We start from the raw sequence: 20,094 nt of genomic DNA, 5'->3' as shown, positions 1-20,094 counted from the left end.
AACAAAAAACATATGACCCCTTCAGGGTCGATTCAGCTATACAAAAAGATCTTACAAGCAAAATAATGAGCTTATAACTATAATTTTTATACTGCAAACAAAAACAAAAAACATGTGCCTCCTTCTGAACCGGTTGAGCTATGCAAGTAATCTTAAATACACCCTGCTTAAAGTATAACGATGATTTTTATTTAAAAACAAACGACCCCTTCGGGGTCACCTATTTATGTTTTAAAGGTTTTCTTTTATATACTTCGTAAACAAATTACTTAAATGTTCAGACGTTCCGCTTCGCTCGTCTATAGAATGAGACCTGCCCGGATAGTACATCATCTGAAAATCTTTTTTCTCACGCACTAACGCATCTATTAATAAATCTGCATTATTAATATGCACATTGTCATCAGCTGTTCCGTGTATGTACAGTAACTTACCTTTTAAGCCCGACACATATTGCAGCGCCGCTCCTTTCGTATAGGCATCTTTGTTTTCCCAGGGCAGGCCCATATACCGTTCAGTATAAATATTGTCGTACAGACGCGGATCAGTGAGTCCGGCGATGGCAATTCCCATTGTATATATATCCGGATATCTGAACAGAAGGTGTAATGTTGCAGAACCGCCACCGCTCCATCCCCAAACGCCCACGCGTTTTTTATCGATGAAGTTCCACTCTAATACTTTTCGTGCTGCTTTCGCCTGATCATCTATATTGATTTGTCCTACTTTACCATATATAGCTTTTCTCCAGGCAGCTCCTTTGGGTGCAGGCGTACCGCGATTGTCCATGGTGATAACAATGTATCCGTCTTCTGCCATTGAGCCGTTATACAGAAAGTCACCCATGGCGCCCGGCACATCCATTACAGTTTGCGCACCCGGTTCTGTATACACATAAAACAATACAGGATATTTACGGGTACTGTCAAAATTTGCCGGCAATTGCATCATGCCATCCATTTGTATTCCCGGTTCTATTTCTACTTTAAAAAAGCGGATGGAGCTGTTGCTGTAAGTGGGAGGTTGTTTTGGTCCTTTAGCCGCTTTTACCACTTCTTCATCCATTCTGACAAACCCACCTTCACCATAACCTTCCTGGTTCATAGGCATCCAATAAGCAATTCCGGCATCCTTACTGATAATATACTTATGAAAACCGGGGGTTTCGTATGAAGTTACCTGCTCTACTCCTTTGCCGTCAAGTTTTGCTCGGAACAGATATTTCTGATAGGCTGTATGGGGGGAGGCATAAAAATAAACATAACCGTTTTTCTCGTCGATACGATCCATAGCGATCACGTCAAACTTCACATCGGTGAGTAAGGTTTGTTTTTTGCCATCTTTAGAAATTTTCCAGATATGCCTCCAGCCGTCTTTTTCTGTAAGCCACAGAAACGACTCTTTATCATTGATCCAGTTCCAGAATGATTTATTAGGTTGAGGATCTATCCAGGTATCTGATTGTTCCTGATAGATACTGGTCTTTTTGGCCGACTGCACATCTACCAGTTCTATATTTACGTGCTGTTGTTTGCGGTTCATGTGTACGGTAATGAGCTCATTGTCTGCAGCCCATTCTACATTTGGCAGATACGAGCCCAGTTGTTCATCTTCTTTCCATTGAATCCATTGGATAATCGGTTTATCAATACTTACCACACCCACTTTAAATTTTGAAGGGCGATCACCCGCTACCGGAAATTCAACAGGTTGTACAGAAGGGTAAACAGAATCGAGGGTATTGAGCAGGAGATAGTCTTTGGTAGGACTCGCATCAAAATACCAGAAAGCAATTTTTTTACCGTCGGGGCTCCATCTGAAACCATCGCGACAACCAAATTCTTCTTCGTATACCCAATCAAATCCACCGAAGATATTTCTTCTGTTTCCATCTTTTGTAAGTGCGGTAATTTTACCGGTAGCAATATCTTCTACATAAATATTATAATCATAAACATAAGCAGCTTTGGTAGCATCGGGTGAGAGTTTGGCGAATGACAGGGAGGAAGGTTTCAGTCCTTTTCCGAGTGCATGCATTTTCTGTGCGTTACGATTATATACGAAGTAATCTCCTTTGGTATTGTATCGCCATACTTTTGCAGTGTTAGCGAAAATCAGGATATTTTTTTCAGGTTCATCAAAAGAGTAAGAATCCATTTGAATATGAGGATACTTACTCAGGTCAAGCACTACGTTCTGTTGCTGACTGATCAGGTTAAACGAAATGATCCGGCCACTGTCTACTTCATGAATCACATACGCTTCTTTTCCCCATGAAAACTGTGCATATACTGTTTGCTGAATTGATAAGTTTGCGAACAGCAAAAGACTGAATAGTCGGGCAATTAATTTCATATAGTAAGGTTGATGTATGGAAGCTAAATTACTTAATTTCTGAATGGCAAAACGAACCGGTCAGGAAGAAGCGGCAATGGGATATAAACAAAAAAGCCATCCGCGAGGGACAGCTTTTTGTTTATAGTAGTAAATGCTATAATATTAGTCATCAGACTTCAGTTTACCTTTAGATTTCGCGATCACTTCTTCAGCAACGTTATTCGGAGCCGGAGCGTAGTGAGAGAATTCCATGGTAGAAGTTGCACGACCAGAAGAAAGAGAACGTAATTGAGTTACGTAACCGAACATTTCTGATAATGGAACTTTAGCTTTAATAACCTGAGCACCGGCACGGGTATCCATACCTTCTAACATACCACGACGACGGTTTAAGTCACCTGTTACGTCACCCATGTATTGTTCCGGAGTGATTACTTCAACTTTCATGATTGGTTCTAATAAAGTTGGTTGAGCTTTTCTACCAGCTTCACGGAAACCTTGTCTTGCACAAAGTTCGAATGACATTGCATCAGAGTCAACCTGGTGGAAGCTACCGTCGAATACACGAACTTTCATGTTTTCAACCGGATAAGCGGCCAACACACCCTGATCCATTGCATTTTGGAAACCTTTCTGAATAGAAGGGATAAATTCACGAGGAATAGAACCTCCGAAGATATCGTTTACGAACTGCATGTTACCTTTTGGATTTTCAGTCATCCATTGTTCATCAGCAGGTCCGATTTCAAACACGATATCCGCGAATTTACCACGACCACCGGTTTGTTTTTTCAGTGTTTCTCTATGTTCAATAGTTTTCTTGAATGCTTCTTTGTAAGCTACCTGAGGAGCACCCTGGTTTACTTCAACTTTGAACTCGCGACGCAGACGGTCAACGATGATTTCAAGGTGAAGCTCACCCATACCGCGTAAGATGGTTTGACCGGTATCTTCGTCAGTATTTACACGTAAGGTAGGATCTTCCTCTACTAATTTAGCGATAGCCATACCCATTTTATCAACGTCAGCCTGAGTTTTAGGTTCAACTGCGATAGCAATTACCGGTTCAGGAATGAACATGTTTTCTAAAACGATCGGATGGTTTTCGTCACAAAGGGTATCTCCGGTTTTGATTTCTTTGAAACCTACTGCCGCTCCGATATCACCAGCTTCGATAAAATCGATCGGGTTTTGTTTGTTGGCGAACATTTTCATGATACGGCTGATACGCTCGTTTTTACCTGAACGCATATTCTTAACATAAGAACCCGCATCTAAATGTCCGCTATAACAACGGAAGAATGCTAAACGACCTACGAAAGGATCGGTCATAATTTTGAATGCCAAAGCTGCGAAAGGAGCTTTTGCATCAGCTTTACGAGTTTCTTCGTTTCCGGTTTCCGGATTGATACCTACTGTATCTTCGATATCCATCGGAGAAGGCAGGTAACGACAAACTGCATCTAAAGCAGTTTGAACACCTTTATTTTTGAAAGAAGAACCGCACATCATCGGAACGATACTTAAATCAATCGTTGCTTTACGGATTGCTTCATGAATTTCAGCTTCAGAAATTGAGTTTGGATCTTCGAAGAATTTCTCCATCAAAGAGTCATCATATTCAGCAACTGCTTCGATTAAGTTTTCTCTCCAGATCTGAACATCTTCCACCATATCTTCAGGAATCGGAACATACTCGAAAGTCATACCTTCGGTAGCAGCATCCCAGATGATTCCTTTGTTCTGAATTAAGTCTACCACGCCTTTGAAGTTATCTTCAGCACCGATAGGTAATTGTAAAGGAACAGCTTTAGCGCCTAACATTTCTTTTACTTGTTTTACAACGTTCAAGAAATCAGCACCGGAACGGTCCATTTTGTTTACGAAACCGATACGTGGAACTTTGTAACGGTTCGCCTGACGCCAAACAGTTTCTGACTGAGGTTCAACACCGTCAACCGCAGAAAATAAAGCGATCAGACCATCTAATACACGCATAGAACGTTCTACTTCAACAGTGAAGTCAACGTGCCCGGGAGTATCGATGATGTTAAATGAATATTTTTTAGTATCAGGACCAGGTTTACCTTGAATAGTAGGAAAGTTCCACTGACAGCTTACTGCAGCAGAAGTAATGGTAATACCTCTTTCCTTCTCTTGTTCCATCCAGTCGGTAGTTGCACCACCATCGTGAACTTCACCTGTTTTATGGATCATACCGGTATAGCGTAAGATACGCTCCGTTGTAGTGGTTTTACCGGCATCGATGTGTGCCGCAATACCAAAGTTTCTTTGTAATCGTAAGTCTGCCATGACTTTGTGTATTTTCTTTAGTTTTTATTATACAGAAATCTGCCTAATTTAGGAGCGCAAAGGTACAGAATTGTTACTAATTTTTTTCATATCTGTAAATTATTTTTACAATAAAAAGCCCCCAACAGTGTTGGGGGCTTCAATATGATGAAATGGTATCATCTGATTACACTCTGAAGTGAGCGAAAGCTTTGTTCGCTTCAGCCATACGGTGAGTATCTTCTTTCTTTTTGAAAGCAGCACCTTCACCTTTTGAAGCTGCAACGATTTCGTTCGCTAACTTGTCGGCCATAGAACGACCATTACGATCGCGGCTGTAACGAATTAACCATTTGATAGACAATGAAATTTTTCTGTCTGGACGAACTTCAGCAGGAATTTGAAATGTAGCACCACCGATACGACGGCTACGTACTTCAACAGCAGGAGTAACGTTTGCTAATGCTTTTCTCCAAACTTCATATCCGTTTTCTCCAGTAATTTGAGATACTTTATCCACTGCATCGTAGAAGATGGTGAAAGCAGTATTCTTTTTACCTCCCCACATTAAGTTGTTCACAAAACGTGTAACCTGTACGTCGTTATATCTCGCATCAGGAGCGGGAGCAATTTTTTTCGCTTTTGACTTCCTCATTTATAATGATTTGTAACGTTTGTCAATAATTGTTGTTATTTTTTCGCTTTCTCGCGTTTAGTACCATATTTAGAGCGAGATTGTTTTCTGTCTTTCACACCTGCGGTATCCAAGCTACCTCTTACGATATGATAACGTACACCCGGTAAATCTTTCACACGACCACCGCGAACTAACACGATAGAGTGCTCCTGAAGGTTGTGACCTTCACCAGGAATATAAGCGATAACCTCCACTTTATTGGTCAAACGTACTTTCGCTACTTTACGTAAAGCTGAGTTCGGTTTTTTTGGAGTTGTAGTGTACACACGCGTACAAACGCCGCGACGGAACGGACAAGCATCTAAAGCTCTGGACTTACTCTTAGCTTTGATAATTTCTCTTCCTTTTCTTACCAGTTGTTGAATTGTAGGCATTTCTAACCTTTTAATTTTGGGAGGGCAAAGGTAATTGTACACATTCTAAAATCCAAATAAAAAAATATTTTTTTTATGGATTTGTAGCATTTCGGGTATCTAATAAATTGGATACCACTACTATGTCGGTACTTTTCTCTACTCTTCGAACTCCCCTACTTTTTAAATAATTGTTTTATTTTTTGCAAAGTTACACTTTAAATAGCCAATTATGAACATCTTCACGTTTTCTTTCTTTGATTTCATCCAGGATTTTTTTCATTCCCGGCGCAATCACCCATGAAGAAACGTCGAACTCCATATCTAAACCATTGTAATTCAACAATCTAATTGGAGAAATGGTAGCAGCTGTTCCGGTTCCGAATACTTCTGTTAATCGACCTTCTTTATACGCTTTCACCACATTATCTATATGAATCGGCTCTTCAATCACCTCATAACCCATATCTCTGATTACCTGAATGGCACTGTTACGGGTAACACCCGCTAAAATGGTACTGCCTTCTAATGAAGGTGTATATACTTTATTATCAATCACAAAGAATACATTCATTGTTCCGATTTCCTGTACATATTTGTGCTCCACAGCATCCATCCATAACACCTGGTGATAACCCTGGCGTTTTGCTTCAGCCGTTACAAACATACTCGCACCATAGTTACCTGCACACTTCACATATCCAACCCCACCCTGCGCAGCTCTTGTATAGGTATCTTCTACCTTGATTTTTGCCGGCTCACTGAAATAAGGACCAGTCGGACATAACAAAATCATGAATTTATAATGTTCAGAAGTTTTCACACCAATCACTTCGTCGGTTGAAAACATAAAAGGACGAATATATAATGCATGATCCGCTTTTGCAGGAATCCACTCTATATCCAATGCAATCAACTGACGCATTCCCTCAATGAAAATATCCTCAGGAACCTCCGGCATATCCATACGCACTGCCGATTGATTAAAACGCTTGAAATTGTCGAACGGACGGAATATATAACCATTACCATCCACCCCTTTATACGCTTTAATTCCTTCAAAAATCGCCTGTCCGTAGTGTAATGAAGCTAATGCTGGACTGATAGAAATATTTCCATACGGCTGAATAGATACATTCTGCCATTTCCCATCAATATAATCAGCTACCAACATGTGGTCGGTAAATACTTTTCCAAAAGGTAATTTGGTAAAGTCAACGTCACCTAACCGGGTTTTCTCAGCTTTGGTTACCGGTATTGTATATGTCTCGGTCATAGTCCATGAAATTTAGAGCTGCAAAGAAACGAACAAAGTTTAGCCTGACAAAATTATGAAGGCAGTTTTTACTAACAATCGTTAGCTTTTTTTTATACAGCCGGTCTCTGCACCGAATAATGAGCCTGACAACCCAAAAATCATCCATCCCTACTCTAATTCTCCATTCTTAATTCTTAACTCTCAATTCCCAATTATTCCTCCCACTCTCCGTTTTTTGAACTAATTTTGAATCAATGAGTTTATCAGGATTACATATACCCAATTCAGTACTGGGAAAATTATATAAAGAGGTGGTGGTTGCTCCCCCTGAATTACATTCGTTACCTGTTCAACAATCTGTTGAAGCTCCTCCGGTACCAGAGCCTGTTTCAATACCGGTTACACAGGCAACACCAGCACCTGCAGCTGTTATTACAACAGCTCCGCAGCAGCGAACAGTAGCCATGGAAACTGCCGCCACTACGGCACCGTTGGTTTTTCTCGGCAATAATCAACGCAATATTGCTATTCTTGTATACTATCCGAATGATAAACATATCGCCGAAGCGCCATTAGACCTGCTCAGTAAAATGCTGACAGCCTGCCAACTCAACCTGGGCGGAGTAGCTATTATCAATACAGCTACTCAAAAAGTAACTTATCAGTTACTGGAAGAGCAGTTACAGTCGAAAACCGTTATTTTATTCGGAATTACTGCCGGGGCAATTGCCTTGCCAATGCAATTCCCGCTTTATAAAGACCAGGCATTTGCCAATGCCGTCTACTTACAATCAGAAGCCTTAGACGTTATGCTACCGAACACAAACGAGAGTAAAATTTCTAAAACCTCTTTATGGAGTGCTTTCAAACGTATATTCAACTTATAATCAGCTAGGATGGAAATTATTTTTGCGACAAATAATGCGAACAAAGTAGCCGAAATTCAAGCGGCTATCGGCGAAAGTTTAAAAGTTATTCCGCTGAAAGATGCCGGAATTTTAATTGATATACCGGAACCACACGATACATTAGAGGCGAATGCTACCGAAAAATCAACCGTTATCCACCGTTTAACCGGTAAAAACTGCTTTAGCGAAGACACCGGCTTAGAAATTACCGCACTCAATGGCGCACCGGGTGTCAAAAGTGCCCGCTATGCCGGCGAAGACCGTTCGTTCGACGCCAATATAGACCTTGTTCTACAACAAATGCAGGGCAAAGCAGACCGTTCAGCCAGATTCCGTACGGTTATCTCCCTCATCTGGGACGATCGTGAATATCAGTTTGAAGGAATTTGTGAAGGAAAAATTCTTGAACAAAGAAGCGGTTCCAACGGATTTGGATACGATCCGGTTTTTGTACCCGATGGCGGCGAAACAAGTTTTGCCAATATGACAATGGAACAGAAAAATGAGTTTAGCCACCGAAAAAAAGCAGTTCAGCAGCTGATTGAATTTCTGAGTCAGCTTCAGTAATCCACCCCAACAACCCTTCATTACCTGAATATTGTTGACGCAATCAACCATCCGGCAGCTGATTTGTTATTTACAGATCAGCAGCTGTTATTTCCACCAGATGGTTTTACAATACTTTGAGTTCCAAAAGTCAATACACTCAGGCTGGATTGATTTTGGTATGTAATATGTACTGTTTACTACAGGTTATAAAAGCGGGTGGTATTATTTTATTTATTCACCTGCAAACTTATCAGGAACACCTTATTCAGACATTTTTGTTCTCAAAACCTGAATTGATTTAAAACACTTTTGTAATAAATTGAAAAACAATAGATTGTTGGCAATTTATGCAATAGAATAAAAAACATTCAGGAGATTATCTACTGATCTTTTTTTGGTAGATTTGTATAATAATATTTTATCAGAAATGAACGATCGGTAAACGCAATGTAAAGCAAGGTAAAAACGTTCTATCACAGTTTTCCGTTTTTCTAAAGTGTTCATTTTAAGTCATTTTTAAACTTTCTTATATTTTTTTTGAAAAAATTACAGAAAATTGAATTCTGAAAGCAACTATATAATACCAGAAAACGACTTAATACAGGGATGCCTTGCGGGAGACCGTAAGATGCAGGAGGTTTTGTATAATCGTTTTGCTGCCAAAATGTATGCAGTTTGCTTACGCTATTCGCAACAGGATAGCGATGCCCAGGATTTACTTCAGGAAGGATTTATTAAAGTATTCAACAATCTGCACCGTTTCAGAGGAGAAGGCTCTTTTGAAGGCTGGATGAGAAGAGTGTTTGTGAACACTGCTATTGAACATTTCAGAAAAAAATCTGCACATCTGACGAGTGTAAGCGATAAAGAGGAAAATACTATTGAAGACTTTAATATCAACGCGATTGATCATCTGGCGGCAAAAGATATTATAAAAATAATTCAGGAGTTATCACCCGGATACAAACAAGTATTTAATTTGTACGTTGTAGAAGGGTATTCACATAAAGAAATCGGAGATCTTTTAGGCATTAGTGAGGGTACCAGTAAATCACAGTTAGCCCGCGCCAAAACGATCTTACAAAAGAAAATAAAACAGTATCTCAGCGATACTCAAAAGTCCTATTCACGTTAAATATGAAAGAGAAAACACCATACGAAAGCTTATATGATATGGAAGTTACTCCTCCGGTGAACTTATGGAATCATATTTCATCAGAGTTAGACCATCATCATATTGCACAAAAAGTGCTTCAAGCAGAGGTGGTTCCTCCATCCAATATCTGGAAGAAAATTGAAAGAAGCCTGTATCCACAAAAAACTTCTATTTCAATTTTCAGATACGTTGCAGCAGCAGCAGTTATTACAGGTTTGGCATTTGTTGGTAATTACATGTTTCAGCATTACATTCAGCAACAACAAATCAACGACGCCAACCACCTGGCCGCTACAGCAAATTCGGACCAATCACCTGTAACCCTTTTCACTAATGAAGCTGAAAACAGCTTTACAAAGAAAAAACAACCTGTGGTTGTGGTGGAAGAAAAGAAACCGGTAAAGAAAGTTATCGTTCCGGTTGACAAAGTTTATTACGCATCGAATATTCTTCCTGAAAAAACCCAGCATTCGAAAGACAATATCCACGTAGAACTGAGGTCATTTACCGATCCTGAAGGAAATATAGTTTTCAATCCGAGCCTGGTGGTAGATCCGAATAGTAATTACTTAACGATCACCGGTCCGAATGGCCAGCAAACCAGAATCTCTTCTAAGTTTTTACCGATGATTACTGAAATCAACGCTACCAAAAATCAAAGAGGTTTCTATAAAAACTATCCCATTCCTGAAAGTGAAAACTGGAGAGAACGATTTTCAGACTGGCGGAAAAAACTGATTCAACAAGATTCGAGCAAAATACCAGCTACTAATCTGATTGAAATCATCAATAAAAATACAAACGGAGAAGATCCTAAATAAAGAAAAAGCTCGACAATCGTCGAGCTTTTTTAACAATCAAACTTACCCACGTAACACTAACTTTATTGACTTTTCTGATACACCCACTGTAATGCAGGCGTAACCGTAGTATCTTTCATATACATCAAATTTCCTTCATGCCAGAACTTCAATACAGCTACCGTATCAATTATATTCTCTGCCGGGAAATTATAAAAGCTGATTAATCCGTTTTCTATTTTAAACATCCCTTCTTTATTCATTGATAAGAAGTTCGGGCTCTCATAATAATAAGCCCCCAGCGATATACCTACCCCTTCCAGTATCTGGGTATTCCACCACATATGCAATAACCTGCCATCTGCGATCATTTCATATCCGAGCGGGTCAGCACCTTTGCTGATTTCCTGCCAAACTGCTGCGCTGCCGTATGTTACCGGGTCGATAATCGGCGCCGGAACATCTATAGGCTTAATACAAGCTGTTAAAGAAAAAACTCCGATAAGAGAAGCGAAGAATGATTTTTTCATTATAGTATCCAGATTAATATTATACATCTATCTCCTTTCTGACCAGCCCTGCTGCTAAATCGTTGCACCTTAATAAAAATTATTTAATGAACAACTGTTAGCATTTAACATTAACGTTTGCAGGCAAACTCCCCCACTTATTCTAAATTCAATAACTTTGTAGTTCAATATTTTGCTACATGTCAAGAATTAAACTAACTGTTCCAGAAACGTTTTCGTTTTCCACCTTTATTCCCATCCGTATTACAGACATTAACTATGGCGGCCATGTAGGTAATGATGCTGTTCTGACACTCGTGCATGAAGCCCGGATGCAATACCTTGCGTCAATGGGTTATTCAGAAATGAATCTGGCCGGTACCAGTTTGATTATGGGCGATGCCGGTATTGAGTTTAAGAAAGAGTTATTGTACGGACAAAAAATAGAAGTACAGGTTACGGCCGACAATATCAGTAAAATCTCTTTTGATTTGTATTATAAAATACTGATTCATGGTGAAGAAAAAGTGGAAGTAGCTGCCCTGATCAAAACAGGAATGATTTGTTTCGATTATACTGCAAGAAAAGTAACGGCGATTCCGGAAGAAGCGTTGGGGAAATTAAAAGTTAAGAATTAAGAATTGTTCTTCTTAATGAATCGCTATTTTCTGTTCCATATCCGCCAGCTTTCTTCAGCTTGCAGCACCAGCATATCAGCGCCGTTTTTAGTGGCAGCGCCTTGTTCTTTTCCGAGCGCCAGAAACCTGGTAAGCGGAGGATTATAGACGAGGTCGTATAAATAATGTTGTTCGGAAAGAGCCTGATAAGGAATATCGGGAGCTGTTTCCGTATGAGGAAATGTTCCTAATGGAGTCGTATTAATAATTATTGTGTATTGCTGCAGGAGCGCGGGCGTTAATTCATCGTAAGTGAACCCGTTTGCTACAGCATTTCTGGATACGATTTTATAACCGATATTCAACTGCGTTAGTACATATTGTACAGCTTTAGCGGCGCCACCGGTTCCTAATACGAGTGCCTGGCGATGATGCGGCTGTAACAATGGCTGAAATGATTGACGAAAACCAAAAGCGTCGGTGTTGTAACCGATTTTTTTACCGTCTGTAATATGAATGCAATTACAGGCACCAATAGCTTTTACACCTTCGCTCTGTTCATCTAAAAAGGCCATTACCTGTTCTTTGTAAGGAATGGTAACGTTCAGCCCTTCTAAACCGGGAGTGGCTAAAACGGAAGGGAATTCCGAAATATCAGCGATGGGATAATTCTCATAGCCGGTATTCGCAATTCCCTCTTTTATAAATTTCTCAGAAAAATATTTCTTGGAAAAGGAATGCCCTAAAGGATAACCAATGAGTCCGAATTGACGCATGATTAAGCTTCTTGATTTAAAAACAGGTGGAAAGTATCACCGCGTAAACCCACACGCATTGCTTCTAATGAAATAATTTCAGTAGGAGCAATATTACCCAGGTTTACATTCGCACCTAACAATTCAATAAAATATAACTGTTGTGCTTTTTGAGGAGCTTCCCAGATTACTTTATCGCCAGGTATCTGTGTAAGAATTTCCTGAACAAGGCCTTCCCTTACTTCACCGGAACCGCGGTAAATACCCACGTTTCCAGCTTCTCTTGCTTCTGCAATTACATAGGTAGAACCTGCATCCAGTTCAGCACGCATTAATTCGATCCATTTGTATGGAGGAATAATATGTGCGGCATCTTTGCTACCTACTTCGCTTAATACAGTTCCATGTTTCGTTAATTTCTCAATATAACCACACTTTTCAGCGTGCGGAATAGTGATAGAACCGTCACTTACTTCCATATACTTAATGTTGTAATCTTTACAAACATTGATATAGTCGTCGAACTGATTACGAATTAAAAAAGCTTCAAATAAAGTACCTCCAAAATAAACAGGGATACCATATGACTGATATACTTCAATTTTTTCTCGAAGATTCGGAGTAACAAAAGAAGTTCCAAAGCCTAATTTTACGATATCAATGTGAGGACCACCAACGCTCAACATGTTTTGAGCTTCAGTAATACTTAGCCCTTTGTCCATCACCATTGTTATTCCACTGTTACGTGGTTTCTTTTTCCTGTCAGGAATGTGAGTAAGATTAAAATTCATTCTTTACTTTTTTGCTGGAAGAGAACTAAACCGGCGCAAAAATAGAAAAGAATCTATTATTACGCTATGATATTTGTCTACATAAGGGCAAGCAATTAGAGAACTATAGACAGAATAGCAATATTTAGCGATCAATTAAATTCTTTAATCGTCGAGTTTAGGGCAGTAAAATTAAATTAATTGTTTGAATCTAAGTAGATTTTTTATATTGGGTGATCAGGTTCGCTACTTTTTTGAACTGTAACAAGGCCGGATCAAACATTATAAATCGTTTTACAAGCTTAGGGGCTTCCTGTAATGCCTGTTCTAAAGTCAGCAATCCTTCTTTCTGATAACCCATAGCCAGCTGAATAGCGCTGGAAATATATTTCCAGATAGCTTTCCGTCCGAGAGTTTGTTGAACTTTATCAAGATGGAATAATGCTTCTTCATAATGTTCACCGTAGTACAGGCTTCTCAGATAAGCTTCCCACATTTTTGTATTACGCGGACGCTCTCTTACTGCAATAGCCAGGTACTTGATAGCTTCTTCTATTTCGGATAACTGCATATAACACTCACCCATTGCGAGGTTGTAATCGGGATTAAAACGATCAAACTTCAGACAGGTTTCCAATACACGTTGGGCCATATCCCACTTTTTTTCGAGCAGGTAAGTATAGGCAATTTTATAATGTACTTTGTGTAATGAATTATCGAGATGAATTGCTTTTCTGTAATATAAACGGGCCAGGGTATTCTGTTTGAGTTTCTCATAACAGGTACCTATAGCTTCATAGATAATATCTTCGGGCATGGAAATTTCCAAACAACGTTCCAGTACTTCAATAGCATCTTTATAACGTCGCAGGCGGATATAAGCTTCGCCCATATTTCTATAAGCAAACTCAAACTTATCATCAATTGCAATTACATATTGATAAGCATCGATTGCTTTTTCGTATAATTTAAGCCCCTGATAAGCTGCACCAAGGTTAAACCAGGCCACCTCAGAATAAGGTTCTTCATTAATAATATTCTGATGTAGCTGGATAGATTCTTCGTTCTTTCCTGTAAAATCTGTCCAGAAGCAGATTTTATACAATGCCTCATCCTGGGTAGGATCCTGCTCTAAAATGAGTTTCAGACAGTTCCATACCTCATCGAATGCTTCATAATCTTCGTAAACGTCTGCCAGTTCGTAAAGCAGTTCAATACGAGACTCACCGGTAAACTGATCTTTTACCGTTTCTAATAATTCCAGCGCTTTTTCGGGCTGATCTAATGCCAGGTAGACATCAGTTTTAAGAATATATAAATCAAGTTCTTGAGGGTCAAGCAATTCTACTTCATGCAGGATCGTAAGGGCCTGGTGAAAAGATCGATTTCCAATGAGCATATCTGCCCAGCGAAGTTTGATAGCAGAAGAGTATGGGTACTGTGTTGCACCCATTTCTGCAGCCTCCAAAGCATCACTCCACTTTTCTAACTGATCAAAATGATCAATCAGCTGTTCAAACTCCTGTTCGTCCAAAAAGCTGTTAGCCTTCCCCTCCTTCAGGTTTTCATACTTCAAAACCAGCTGCTGCATCAGTTCATTATGCATTTCTGAATGTTCACTCATCGTATAGCTAATATAATAAATCTAATACCAGGGAATTATTTTAAATTATCCCCAAATTATTAATATAGTTGAAAATCAATGATTTAACTTTTTTTTGACTCCAAATGCAACATTGCTTTAACATTTTTGGTCAAATATTTGAATTATTCTGTAACAAAATGGCGTTTCAAGCGTATTATATATTATAGTTATTTTAACACTTATAGCCATTTTTTGAAAAACAAATTATAACTTTGCATTATGCATACACAACAACGATCTTCTACATTCATGAGCAAATGTACTTTGCTGCTAACTGGCTTATTTTTGTCAGTGATGTTTGTGTATGCAAGCACCGGCGGCGGAGATAAGAAAAAACCAGCCGACGATAGCAAAAAAACGTTGTCTTTATTAAATTCTCCTAAAGCGATTGCTCCTTTTCGTGCAACTGATATGACTTTTTCTTTAAAGAATTCTAAAGATCTGAAGTTTATCGGGAATCTGAAATTGAATCAACCTACCAATGTATTGGTTAATTCATCTCACAACGGTGTAGTGATTTCTCAAACCACAGTATTAAAGTACAAAGTGGGGAATACAATTTATCTTGTTCCGAAGAAAACCAGCTACAATGTTCAGGTGAAAAACAATCTGAATGTAGTTGATTTCAAAATAGGTTTCTAATACTGCCTATATTATTTATCCAATCTTAATTAATTTCTTCTGCTCTCTTCGTATTGCATTTCTCTGTAACCGGAAGAAGGTATTTCAAACTTTGAAGCCGGAATCGGACTCAGATTAATACTGGATACTACAAACTTGATTTTCAAAGTTCCTTTCACTAATTCATATTCGAGGGGAAGTCCATTCAACTGAGTAAAATACTGATCGTATTCTTTATTATCCGGAACGATTTCATTCGTGTAAAAAACAGTAAAACTTGATCCGTCGGCCAGCGTAGCAGTGGCTTTTTTACATTGATATCCTGCTATTACTTTACTTTCATTGATGTACTCAAAACGAATTCCCTGTAAGTGTTTATTCTTTTCTTTAAGGTTATTTGAATCTAACCGGATGAGTATTTTCTGACCGCTGACTTCCTTCAATAATACAGCCGTATTATTTTTGGCATTATGGATAGTGGACGAAGAATAAAGCGCACTCACCATATCCTGGCGGCTCATATTACCTTTTATGTAAACCGTAGTAGTAGCACCGTCAAAAGAATCGGCGATATCCGGAGTAGTTTTACCGGAGCTTACAAAGTTGTCATAAACGATGGTAATTTCAGATACACGTTTCTGAGATATTCCTTCCAGGCAGAATACCATTGCGCTAACCATCAGAGCTATATTCAATATTATCTTCATTCTCTAGAAATTCCCTTTTATATAAGACGACAAATGAGGGGGTAAAGTTGCCCTAAAAATAAAAAGACCCGTTAAATTACGCAAAATTTAACGGGTCTGCTATTATTAGCCTAAAATTTCACTATTTCTTTTTCTGTTGCTGCTGCATCTGGCGTTGTTGTTCCTGCATCTGCTCCAGCCTCTCCTGCCATTTTGATTTGGTTTTCGGTTTCGACCGGTTCGTTTCAATCTTCGCTAATATCTTATCATGGTCAATGATATAGTTATTAATGATAAATTGTAAAATCAGTGTAATTAAGTTAGACACGGTATAGTACCAGGTTAATGCAGAAGGTAATTCATTGAATACAAATAACAGCACGATCGGGAATATATACGGCATATATTTCATCATGGGGTTACCTGTATCAGGCGTCATACTCATACTATAAACAGAAATCAGTAAACTGGTCACTACTGCCAGCACTGTAAATAAGCTTAAGTGATCTCCTAACAAAGGAATATTTACCGGGAAGTGAATAATCGCATCATAAGAAGCCAGGTTATCTGACCACAGGAAGCTTTCAAATCGCAGCGCAATATTCGAGTTAAAGAAGCTATATAAAGCGAAGAAGATAGGAATCTGCAATAAAGCAGGAATACATCCACCCAGCGGATTTACACCGGCTTCACGGAATAATTTCATTTGCTCTACTCCGATTGTTTGTTGGTCAGCTCCATATTTTTCTTTCAGTTTTTCGATTTCCGGGCGTAATGCTTTCATTTTTGCACTGCTCAGATAACTGGTATAAATCAAAGGAGAAGTCAGCAAACGAATGAAGATCGTTAAGAACGCTACCACCAGCCCCATACTTCCGATAAAACTTCCAAAGAAGTTAAATACCGGCATTACGATGTATTTGTTAATCGGACGAACAAAGGCATAAATATCACGGCCCAGGTTCACCATTTTATCTAATTCGTTCGGGTATTGCTTTAAGATATTATAATCAGTTGGCCCGAAATACAATTGCATGGGAAATGCAGCTACCTGGCCGATGGGTAATTTTGCCTGTAAAGAAGTGGTAACATCAGCTATTCTGCTACCGGTATCCTGTAAATTTTTATTCCAAACCACATTACCTGACTGGAAAGGTGTTTGAGCGATCAAGGTCGTATTAAAGAATTGTTGATTCACTCCCACCCATGTAACATTTCCTTCGAAAGTTTTATCAGTTTTTGTCATGATATAATCGAAGTCATTATTCTCATAAAAACAGATAGTAGCATTTCTTCTTTCATATTTCACATCACTTTCAAGCTGACGCGGTTGTTGCTGCCATACGATATTAAATGCCCCTTGCGACAATAACTGATCAGCGCCGTTGAACTGTACATTCCAGTCAATCAGGTAACCAGTAGCGGGAACAGTAAACTGGTGTGTAATTACATTTTCACCTACCGGTAATTTGTAAGTTACCACAGAAGCACCGTCTGCATTTCTTTCGATAACAGGCGTATTGAACAATTGTGTGCCTATAGCAGTAGATCTGTTGTTTAATCCGTTAATCGTATAAGAGATTTTATCAAATGCCTGTGCATTTAAAGTAACTAATGAACTATCTGTTTTTTTATAGTTCTTCAGTGTTACGGTAGCGGGTTGTCCGCCTTTATTAGTAAAACGAATACTTAAAAATTCGTTTTCGATATCAATAAATTCTTCCTGGGTGACGGCAGGGGTTGCTATCTGAGTAGAATCGCCGTTGATGCCTAATGAATCATTATTTGCTACCGGATTCTTAGCCAGCTCTTCAGCATTGACAATTGAATCACGAATATATTGTACACGAGCTACAGAGTCTTCGTATTGACCTTTCGCTACCTGATATTCACGTTGATTTTTTGAATTAATGTAGAAATATCCAAATAACAGTAAGGCAAGTAACACAAAGCCAATCACCTGATTGCGATCCATCTTCATTTTTGAAAAAAATTTTAGTGGCAAATATAGTATGTTTTCGCCGTTCTCAAGAGTATTCACGAAATTAAAAAGGTCTGTATAAGAGTGTAATATTCATTTTTTAACAATATTTATTCCTGGCGGGGCGATAACGGTTGAACAGGTTTTTATCCGTAACCTTAGTTTGGCGTATGGAAAACAAAAACGCCGGGAAAGTTTCCCGGCGTAAATATCTGATTATCTAAGTTCTAAATAGTAGTTTTTGCGGTAGCAGCTGAATTCTGGCCATTTTTCTGATTATATTCTTTCGCAGCTTTAATAAACCCTACAAAAATCGGAGCAGGAGATTCTACCGTACTTTTCAGTTCAGGGTGATATTGTACTCCGATAAAGAAAGGATGTGCGGGCAGTTCAACAATTTCTACCAGACCTGTATCCGGGTTTTTACCACTTGCCTTCATCCCGGCTTTTTGAAAGTCTGCCAGGTACTGGTTGTTAAACTCCCAACGATGGCGGTGACGTTCAGAAATCTGTGTATTCTCATAAATTTTATAAGCGAGGGTATCTTTTTCAATTTCGCATTGATAAGCACCTAAACGCATGGTTCCACCCATCATGGTAACATCTTTTTGTGCTTCCATCAGGTCGATAACCGGGTAAGGAGTTTCTTTATTCATCTCAGTAGAATGCGCATCTTTCCACCCCAAAACGTTTCTGGCGTATTCAATAACAGCCATTTGCATTCCCAAACAGATTCCGAAGAAAGGCAATTGGTTTTCTCTGGCATATTTTACGGCAATAATTTTTCCTTCTACTCCTCTCAAACCAAAGCCGGGAGCCACTAATAAACCGTCGATACCATTGAGCTTCTCTTTTACATTATCTTCTGTAATAAACTCCGAATGGAAGTTTACCACCTGTACTTTACACTCATTCAATGCACCGGCATGTACGAATGCTTCTAAAATAGATTTATATGCATCCTGTAACTCTATATATTTACCGATCAGTCCGATAGTTACCTGACTTTTCGGGTATTTTAATTTATCTAAAAACTCTTTCCATTTACCTAGCTCAGGTTCTTGTTTCGGAGTGATATTCATTTTTTTCATTACAATCACGTCCAACTGCTCACGCATCATGGTTAAAGGAACTTCATAAATAGTCGGAGCATCTGCCGATTCAATCACAGCCTCCTGCTTTACATTACAGAATAAAGCAATTTTCCGGCGTAATTCGGGGGATAAAGGTCTTTCCGTTCTGCAAACAATAATATCCGGATGTACGCCTTCCTGGCTCAACATTCTTACAGAGTGTTGTGTAGGCTTGGTTTTCAACTCTTTTGCAGCACGCAGGTAAGGAATCAATGTAAGGTGCACCACTACGGTATCCTCATCAGGAAGTTCCCACTGTAACTGACGTAAAGCTTCTATAAACGGTAAACTTTCGATATCACCTACAGTTCCACCGATTTCAGTAATAATGATATCATAGTCTTCGCTTTTTCCCAACAATAACATACGACGCTTGATTTCGTCGGTGATATGCGGAACCACCTGAACTGTTTTACCTAAATAAGCCCCTTCACGTTCTTTGTTAATTACCGTCTGGTACACTCGTCCGGTTGTTACGTTATTGGCCTGAGTGGTATGAATATTCAGGAAACGCTCGTAGTGACCAAGATCTAAGTCAGTTTCTGCGCCGTCTTCAGTTACATAACACTCCCCGTGCTCGTAAGGATTTAAGGTACCTGGATCTACGTTAATATACGGGTCAAATTTTTGGATTGTTACACGTAGCCCCCGGGCTTGTAATAGTTTAGCTAATGATGCTGCAATAATCCCCTTTCCTAATGAAGAAGTAACGCCACCTGTAACAAAAATGAACTTTGACATGAGAATATTTTATTAAACTTTTTGATGGTCTCAAAAAATCATACAAAAAAAATTCCCTACTGCCACTTTTAGCGGAAGTTTGGATAATTATATGACCGTCTTGAGATTATGAGAAATTGACCATCCTGTGAGGTCATGCAAAGTTACAATTTTTTACCTACTAAAAAATAGCGGTCTATATTTTTATGTTTTTTTTTGTTAATCCCCCCGGGCCATCCCTTCCCCCGAAAAAATATCATCTGGCAACTAATTGCTGCACCCTTCTTCAAAAAACAATCTTTTTTAT

General features: G+C 39.0%; 18 protein-coding genes. 6 read left to right on the top strand and 12 right to left on the bottom strand.

Annotation, left to right across the window (positions count from 1 at the left end):
* Positions 1 to 231: 231 nt before the first annotated feature.
* The 5 genes from D9O48_RS16545 to D9O48_RS16525 all read right to left on the bottom strand — a co-directional run bounded on the left by D9O48_RS16545 (position 232) and on the right by D9O48_RS16525 (position 6,955).
* Entirely contained in the window at positions 232 to 2,355 is a 2,124-nt protein-coding gene (locus D9O48_RS16545) for a S9 family peptidase (protein WP_126974107.1), read from the bottom strand.
* Positions 2,356 to 2,499: 144 nt separating this feature from the next.
* Positions 2,500 to 4,650, bottom strand: coding sequence for an elongation factor G (gene fusA, locus D9O48_RS16540; protein ID WP_126974106.1), 2,151 nt, complete (start codon positions 4,648 to 4,650; stop codon positions 2,500 to 2,502).
* Between the two features lie 166 nt (positions 4,651 to 4,816).
* Complete coding sequence (gene rpsG / locus D9O48_RS16535; protein ID WP_126974105.1) at positions 4,817 to 5,284, bottom strand: 30S ribosomal protein S7; 468 nt, start codon at positions 5,282 to 5,284, stop codon at positions 4,817 to 4,819.
* A gap of 35 nt (positions 5,285 to 5,319) precedes the next feature.
* Positions 5,320 to 5,700 carry a 30S ribosomal protein S12 gene (rpsL, locus tag D9O48_RS16530; protein WP_126974104.1) on the bottom strand — a complete coding sequence of 127 codons (381 nt, stop codon included), beginning with the start codon at positions 5,698 to 5,700 and terminating at the stop codon, positions 5,320 to 5,322.
* A gap of 190 nt (positions 5,701 to 5,890) precedes the next feature.
* Entirely contained in the window at positions 5,891 to 6,955 is a 1,065-nt protein-coding gene (locus D9O48_RS16525) for a branched-chain amino acid aminotransferase (protein WP_126974103.1), read from the bottom strand.
* 236 nt (positions 6,956 to 7,191) lie between these two features.
* On the opposite strand from D9O48_RS16525, the gene D9O48_RS16520 reads away from it, so the two are divergent.
* From D9O48_RS16520 to D9O48_RS16505, 4 genes are all read left to right on the top strand, one after another.
* Positions 7,192 to 7,824 (top strand): hypothetical protein, encoded by a 633-nt coding sequence (locus D9O48_RS16520; protein ID WP_126974102.1) that lies wholly within the window; start codon positions 7,192 to 7,194, stop codon positions 7,822 to 7,824.
* Between the two features lie 9 nt (positions 7,825 to 7,833).
* Positions 7,834 to 8,412 (top strand): RdgB/HAM1 family non-canonical purine NTP pyrophosphatase, encoded by a 579-nt coding sequence (rdgB, locus tag D9O48_RS16515; RefSeq protein ID WP_126974101.1) that lies wholly within the window; start codon positions 7,834 to 7,836, stop codon positions 8,410 to 8,412.
* 538 nt (positions 8,413 to 8,950) lie between these two features.
* The gene (locus tag D9O48_RS16510) at positions 8,951 to 9,529 is read left to right on the top strand and encodes an RNA polymerase sigma factor (RefSeq protein ID WP_126974100.1); all 579 of its coding nucleotides are present in this window, start codon (positions 8,951 to 8,953) and stop codon (positions 9,527 to 9,529) included.
* A 2-nt stretch (positions 9,530 to 9,531) separates the two neighbouring features.
* Positions 9,532 to 10,371 (top strand): hypothetical protein, encoded by an 840-nt coding sequence (locus D9O48_RS16505; RefSeq protein ID WP_126974099.1) that lies wholly within the window; start codon positions 9,532 to 9,534, stop codon positions 10,369 to 10,371.
* Positions 10,372 to 10,433: 62 nt separating this feature from the next.
* Here the strand turns inward: D9O48_RS16505 and D9O48_RS16500 are convergent, their stop codons facing one another.
* Positions 10,434 to 10,880, bottom strand: a complete 447-nt coding sequence (locus D9O48_RS16500) for a hypothetical protein (RefSeq protein ID WP_126974098.1) — start codon at positions 10,878 to 10,880, stop codon at positions 10,434 to 10,436.
* Between the two features lie 179 nt (positions 10,881 to 11,059).
* Between D9O48_RS16500 and D9O48_RS16495 the strand changes: the two genes are divergently transcribed.
* Positions 11,060 to 11,497 (top strand): acyl-CoA thioesterase, encoded by a 438-nt coding sequence (locus tag D9O48_RS16495; protein ID WP_126974097.1) that lies wholly within the window; start codon positions 11,060 to 11,062, stop codon positions 11,495 to 11,497.
* 23 nt (positions 11,498 to 11,520) lie between these two features.
* Here the strand turns inward: D9O48_RS16495 and D9O48_RS16490 are convergent, their stop codons facing one another.
* The 3 genes from D9O48_RS16490 to D9O48_RS16480 all read right to left on the bottom strand — a co-directional run bounded on the left by D9O48_RS16490 (position 11,521) and on the right by D9O48_RS16480 (position 14,625).
* Positions 11,521 to 12,252, bottom strand: a complete 732-nt coding sequence (locus tag D9O48_RS16490; protein WP_126974096.1) for a shikimate dehydrogenase family protein — start codon at positions 12,250 to 12,252, stop codon at positions 11,521 to 11,523.
* A gap of 2 nt (positions 12,253 to 12,254) precedes the next feature.
* Positions 12,255 to 13,022 (bottom strand): phosphosulfolactate synthase, encoded by a 768-nt coding sequence (locus D9O48_RS16485; RefSeq protein ID WP_126974095.1) that lies wholly within the window; start codon positions 13,020 to 13,022, stop codon positions 12,255 to 12,257.
* 190 nt (positions 13,023 to 13,212) lie between these two features.
* On the bottom strand, positions 13,213 to 14,625 hold the full coding sequence (locus D9O48_RS16480; protein WP_126974094.1) for a tetratricopeptide repeat protein: 1,413 nt from the start codon (positions 14,623 to 14,625) through the stop codon (positions 13,213 to 13,215).
* A 240-nt stretch (positions 14,626 to 14,865) separates the two neighbouring features.
* Between D9O48_RS16480 and D9O48_RS16475 the strand changes: the two genes are divergently transcribed.
* The gene (locus D9O48_RS16475; RefSeq protein WP_126974093.1) at positions 14,866 to 15,288 is read left to right on the top strand and encodes a hypothetical protein; all 423 of its coding nucleotides are present in this window, start codon (positions 14,866 to 14,868) and stop codon (positions 15,286 to 15,288) included.
* Positions 15,289 to 15,317: 29 nt separating this feature from the next.
* Here the strand turns inward: D9O48_RS16475 and D9O48_RS16470 are convergent, their stop codons facing one another.
* The 3 genes from D9O48_RS16470 to D9O48_RS16460 all read right to left on the bottom strand — a co-directional run bounded on the left by D9O48_RS16470 (position 15,318) and on the right by D9O48_RS16460 (position 19,808).
* Positions 15,318 to 15,974: a hypothetical protein gene (locus D9O48_RS16470; RefSeq protein WP_126974092.1), complete on the bottom strand. Its 657-nt coding sequence runs from the start codon at positions 15,972 to 15,974 to the stop codon at positions 15,318 to 15,320.
* A 121-nt stretch (positions 15,975 to 16,095) separates the two neighbouring features.
* Complete coding sequence (yidC, locus tag D9O48_RS16465) at positions 16,096 to 17,934, bottom strand: membrane protein insertase YidC (RefSeq protein WP_126974091.1); 1,839 nt, start codon at positions 17,932 to 17,934, stop codon at positions 16,096 to 16,098.
* Between the two features lie 227 nt (positions 17,935 to 18,161).
* Positions 18,162 to 19,808, bottom strand: a complete 1,647-nt coding sequence (locus D9O48_RS16460; RefSeq protein WP_126974090.1) for a CTP synthase — start codon at positions 19,806 to 19,808, stop codon at positions 18,162 to 18,164.
* Positions 19,809 to 20,094 lie beyond the last annotated feature (286 nt).

This window comes from Gynurincola endophyticus, assembly GCF_003991195.1.
GTDB classification, from domain to species: Bacteria; Bacteroidota; Bacteroidia; order Chitinophagales; family Chitinophagaceae; genus Gynurincola; species Gynurincola endophyticus.
The sequence above is the reverse complement of the archived record's forward strand: the minus strand, read 5'-3'. Positions and strand labels throughout refer to the sequence as shown.

Excerpts from the sequence above, each read along its gene's own strand:
- rdgB (WP_126974101.1), top strand. The coding sequence starts at position 7,834 with ATGGAAATTATTTTTGCGACAAATAATGCGAACAAAGTAGCCGAAATT.
- rpsG (WP_126974105.1), bottom strand. The coding sequence starts at position 5,284 with ATGAGGAAGTCAAAAGCGAAAAAAATTGCTCCCGCTCCTGATGCGAGA.
- D9O48_RS16470 (WP_126974092.1), bottom strand. The coding sequence starts at position 15,974 with ATGAAGATAATATTGAATATAGCTCTGATGGTTAGCGCAATGGTATTC.
- D9O48_RS16500 (WP_126974098.1), bottom strand. The coding sequence starts at position 10,880 with ATGAAAAAATCATTCTTCGCTTCTCTTATCGGAGTTTTTTCTTTAACA.
- D9O48_RS16490 (WP_126974096.1), bottom strand. The coding sequence starts at position 12,252 with ATGCGTCAATTCGGACTCATTGGTTATCCTTTAGGGCATTCCTTTTCC.
- D9O48_RS16545 (WP_126974107.1), bottom strand. The coding sequence starts at position 2,355 with ATGAAATTAATTGCCCGACTATTCAGTCTTTTGCTGTTCGCAAACTTA.
- D9O48_RS16520 (WP_126974102.1), top strand. The coding sequence starts at position 7,192 with ATGAGTTTATCAGGATTACATATACCCAATTCAGTACTGGGAAAATTA.
- D9O48_RS16480 (WP_126974094.1), bottom strand. The coding sequence starts at position 14,625 with ATGAGTGAACATTCAGAAATGCATAATGAACTGATGCAGCAGCTGGTT.
- rpsL (WP_126974104.1), bottom strand. The coding sequence starts at position 5,700 with ATGCCTACAATTCAACAACTGGTAAGAAAAGGAAGAGAAATTATCAAA.
- yidC (WP_126974091.1), bottom strand. The coding sequence starts at position 17,934 with ATGAAGATGGATCGCAATCAGGTGATTGGCTTTGTGTTACTTGCCTTA.
- D9O48_RS16525 (WP_126974103.1), bottom strand. The coding sequence starts at position 6,955 with ATGACCGAGACATATACAATACCGGTAACCAAAGCTGAGAAAACCCGG.
- D9O48_RS16485 (WP_126974095.1), bottom strand. The coding sequence starts at position 13,022 with ATGAATTTTAATCTTACTCACATTCCTGACAGGAAAAAGAAACCACGT.
- D9O48_RS16460 (WP_126974090.1), bottom strand. The coding sequence starts at position 19,808 with ATGTCAAAGTTCATTTTTGTTACAGGTGGCGTTACTTCTTCATTAGGA.
- D9O48_RS16505 (WP_126974099.1), top strand. The coding sequence starts at position 9,532 with ATGAAAGAGAAAACACCATACGAAAGCTTATATGATATGGAAGTTACT.
- D9O48_RS16475 (WP_126974093.1), top strand. The coding sequence starts at position 14,866 with ATGCATACACAACAACGATCTTCTACATTCATGAGCAAATGTACTTTG.
- D9O48_RS16495 (WP_126974097.1), top strand. The coding sequence starts at position 11,060 with ATGTCAAGAATTAAACTAACTGTTCCAGAAACGTTTTCGTTTTCCACC.
- fusA (WP_126974106.1), bottom strand. The coding sequence starts at position 4,650 with ATGGCAGACTTACGATTACAAAGAAACTTTGGTATTGCGGCACACATC.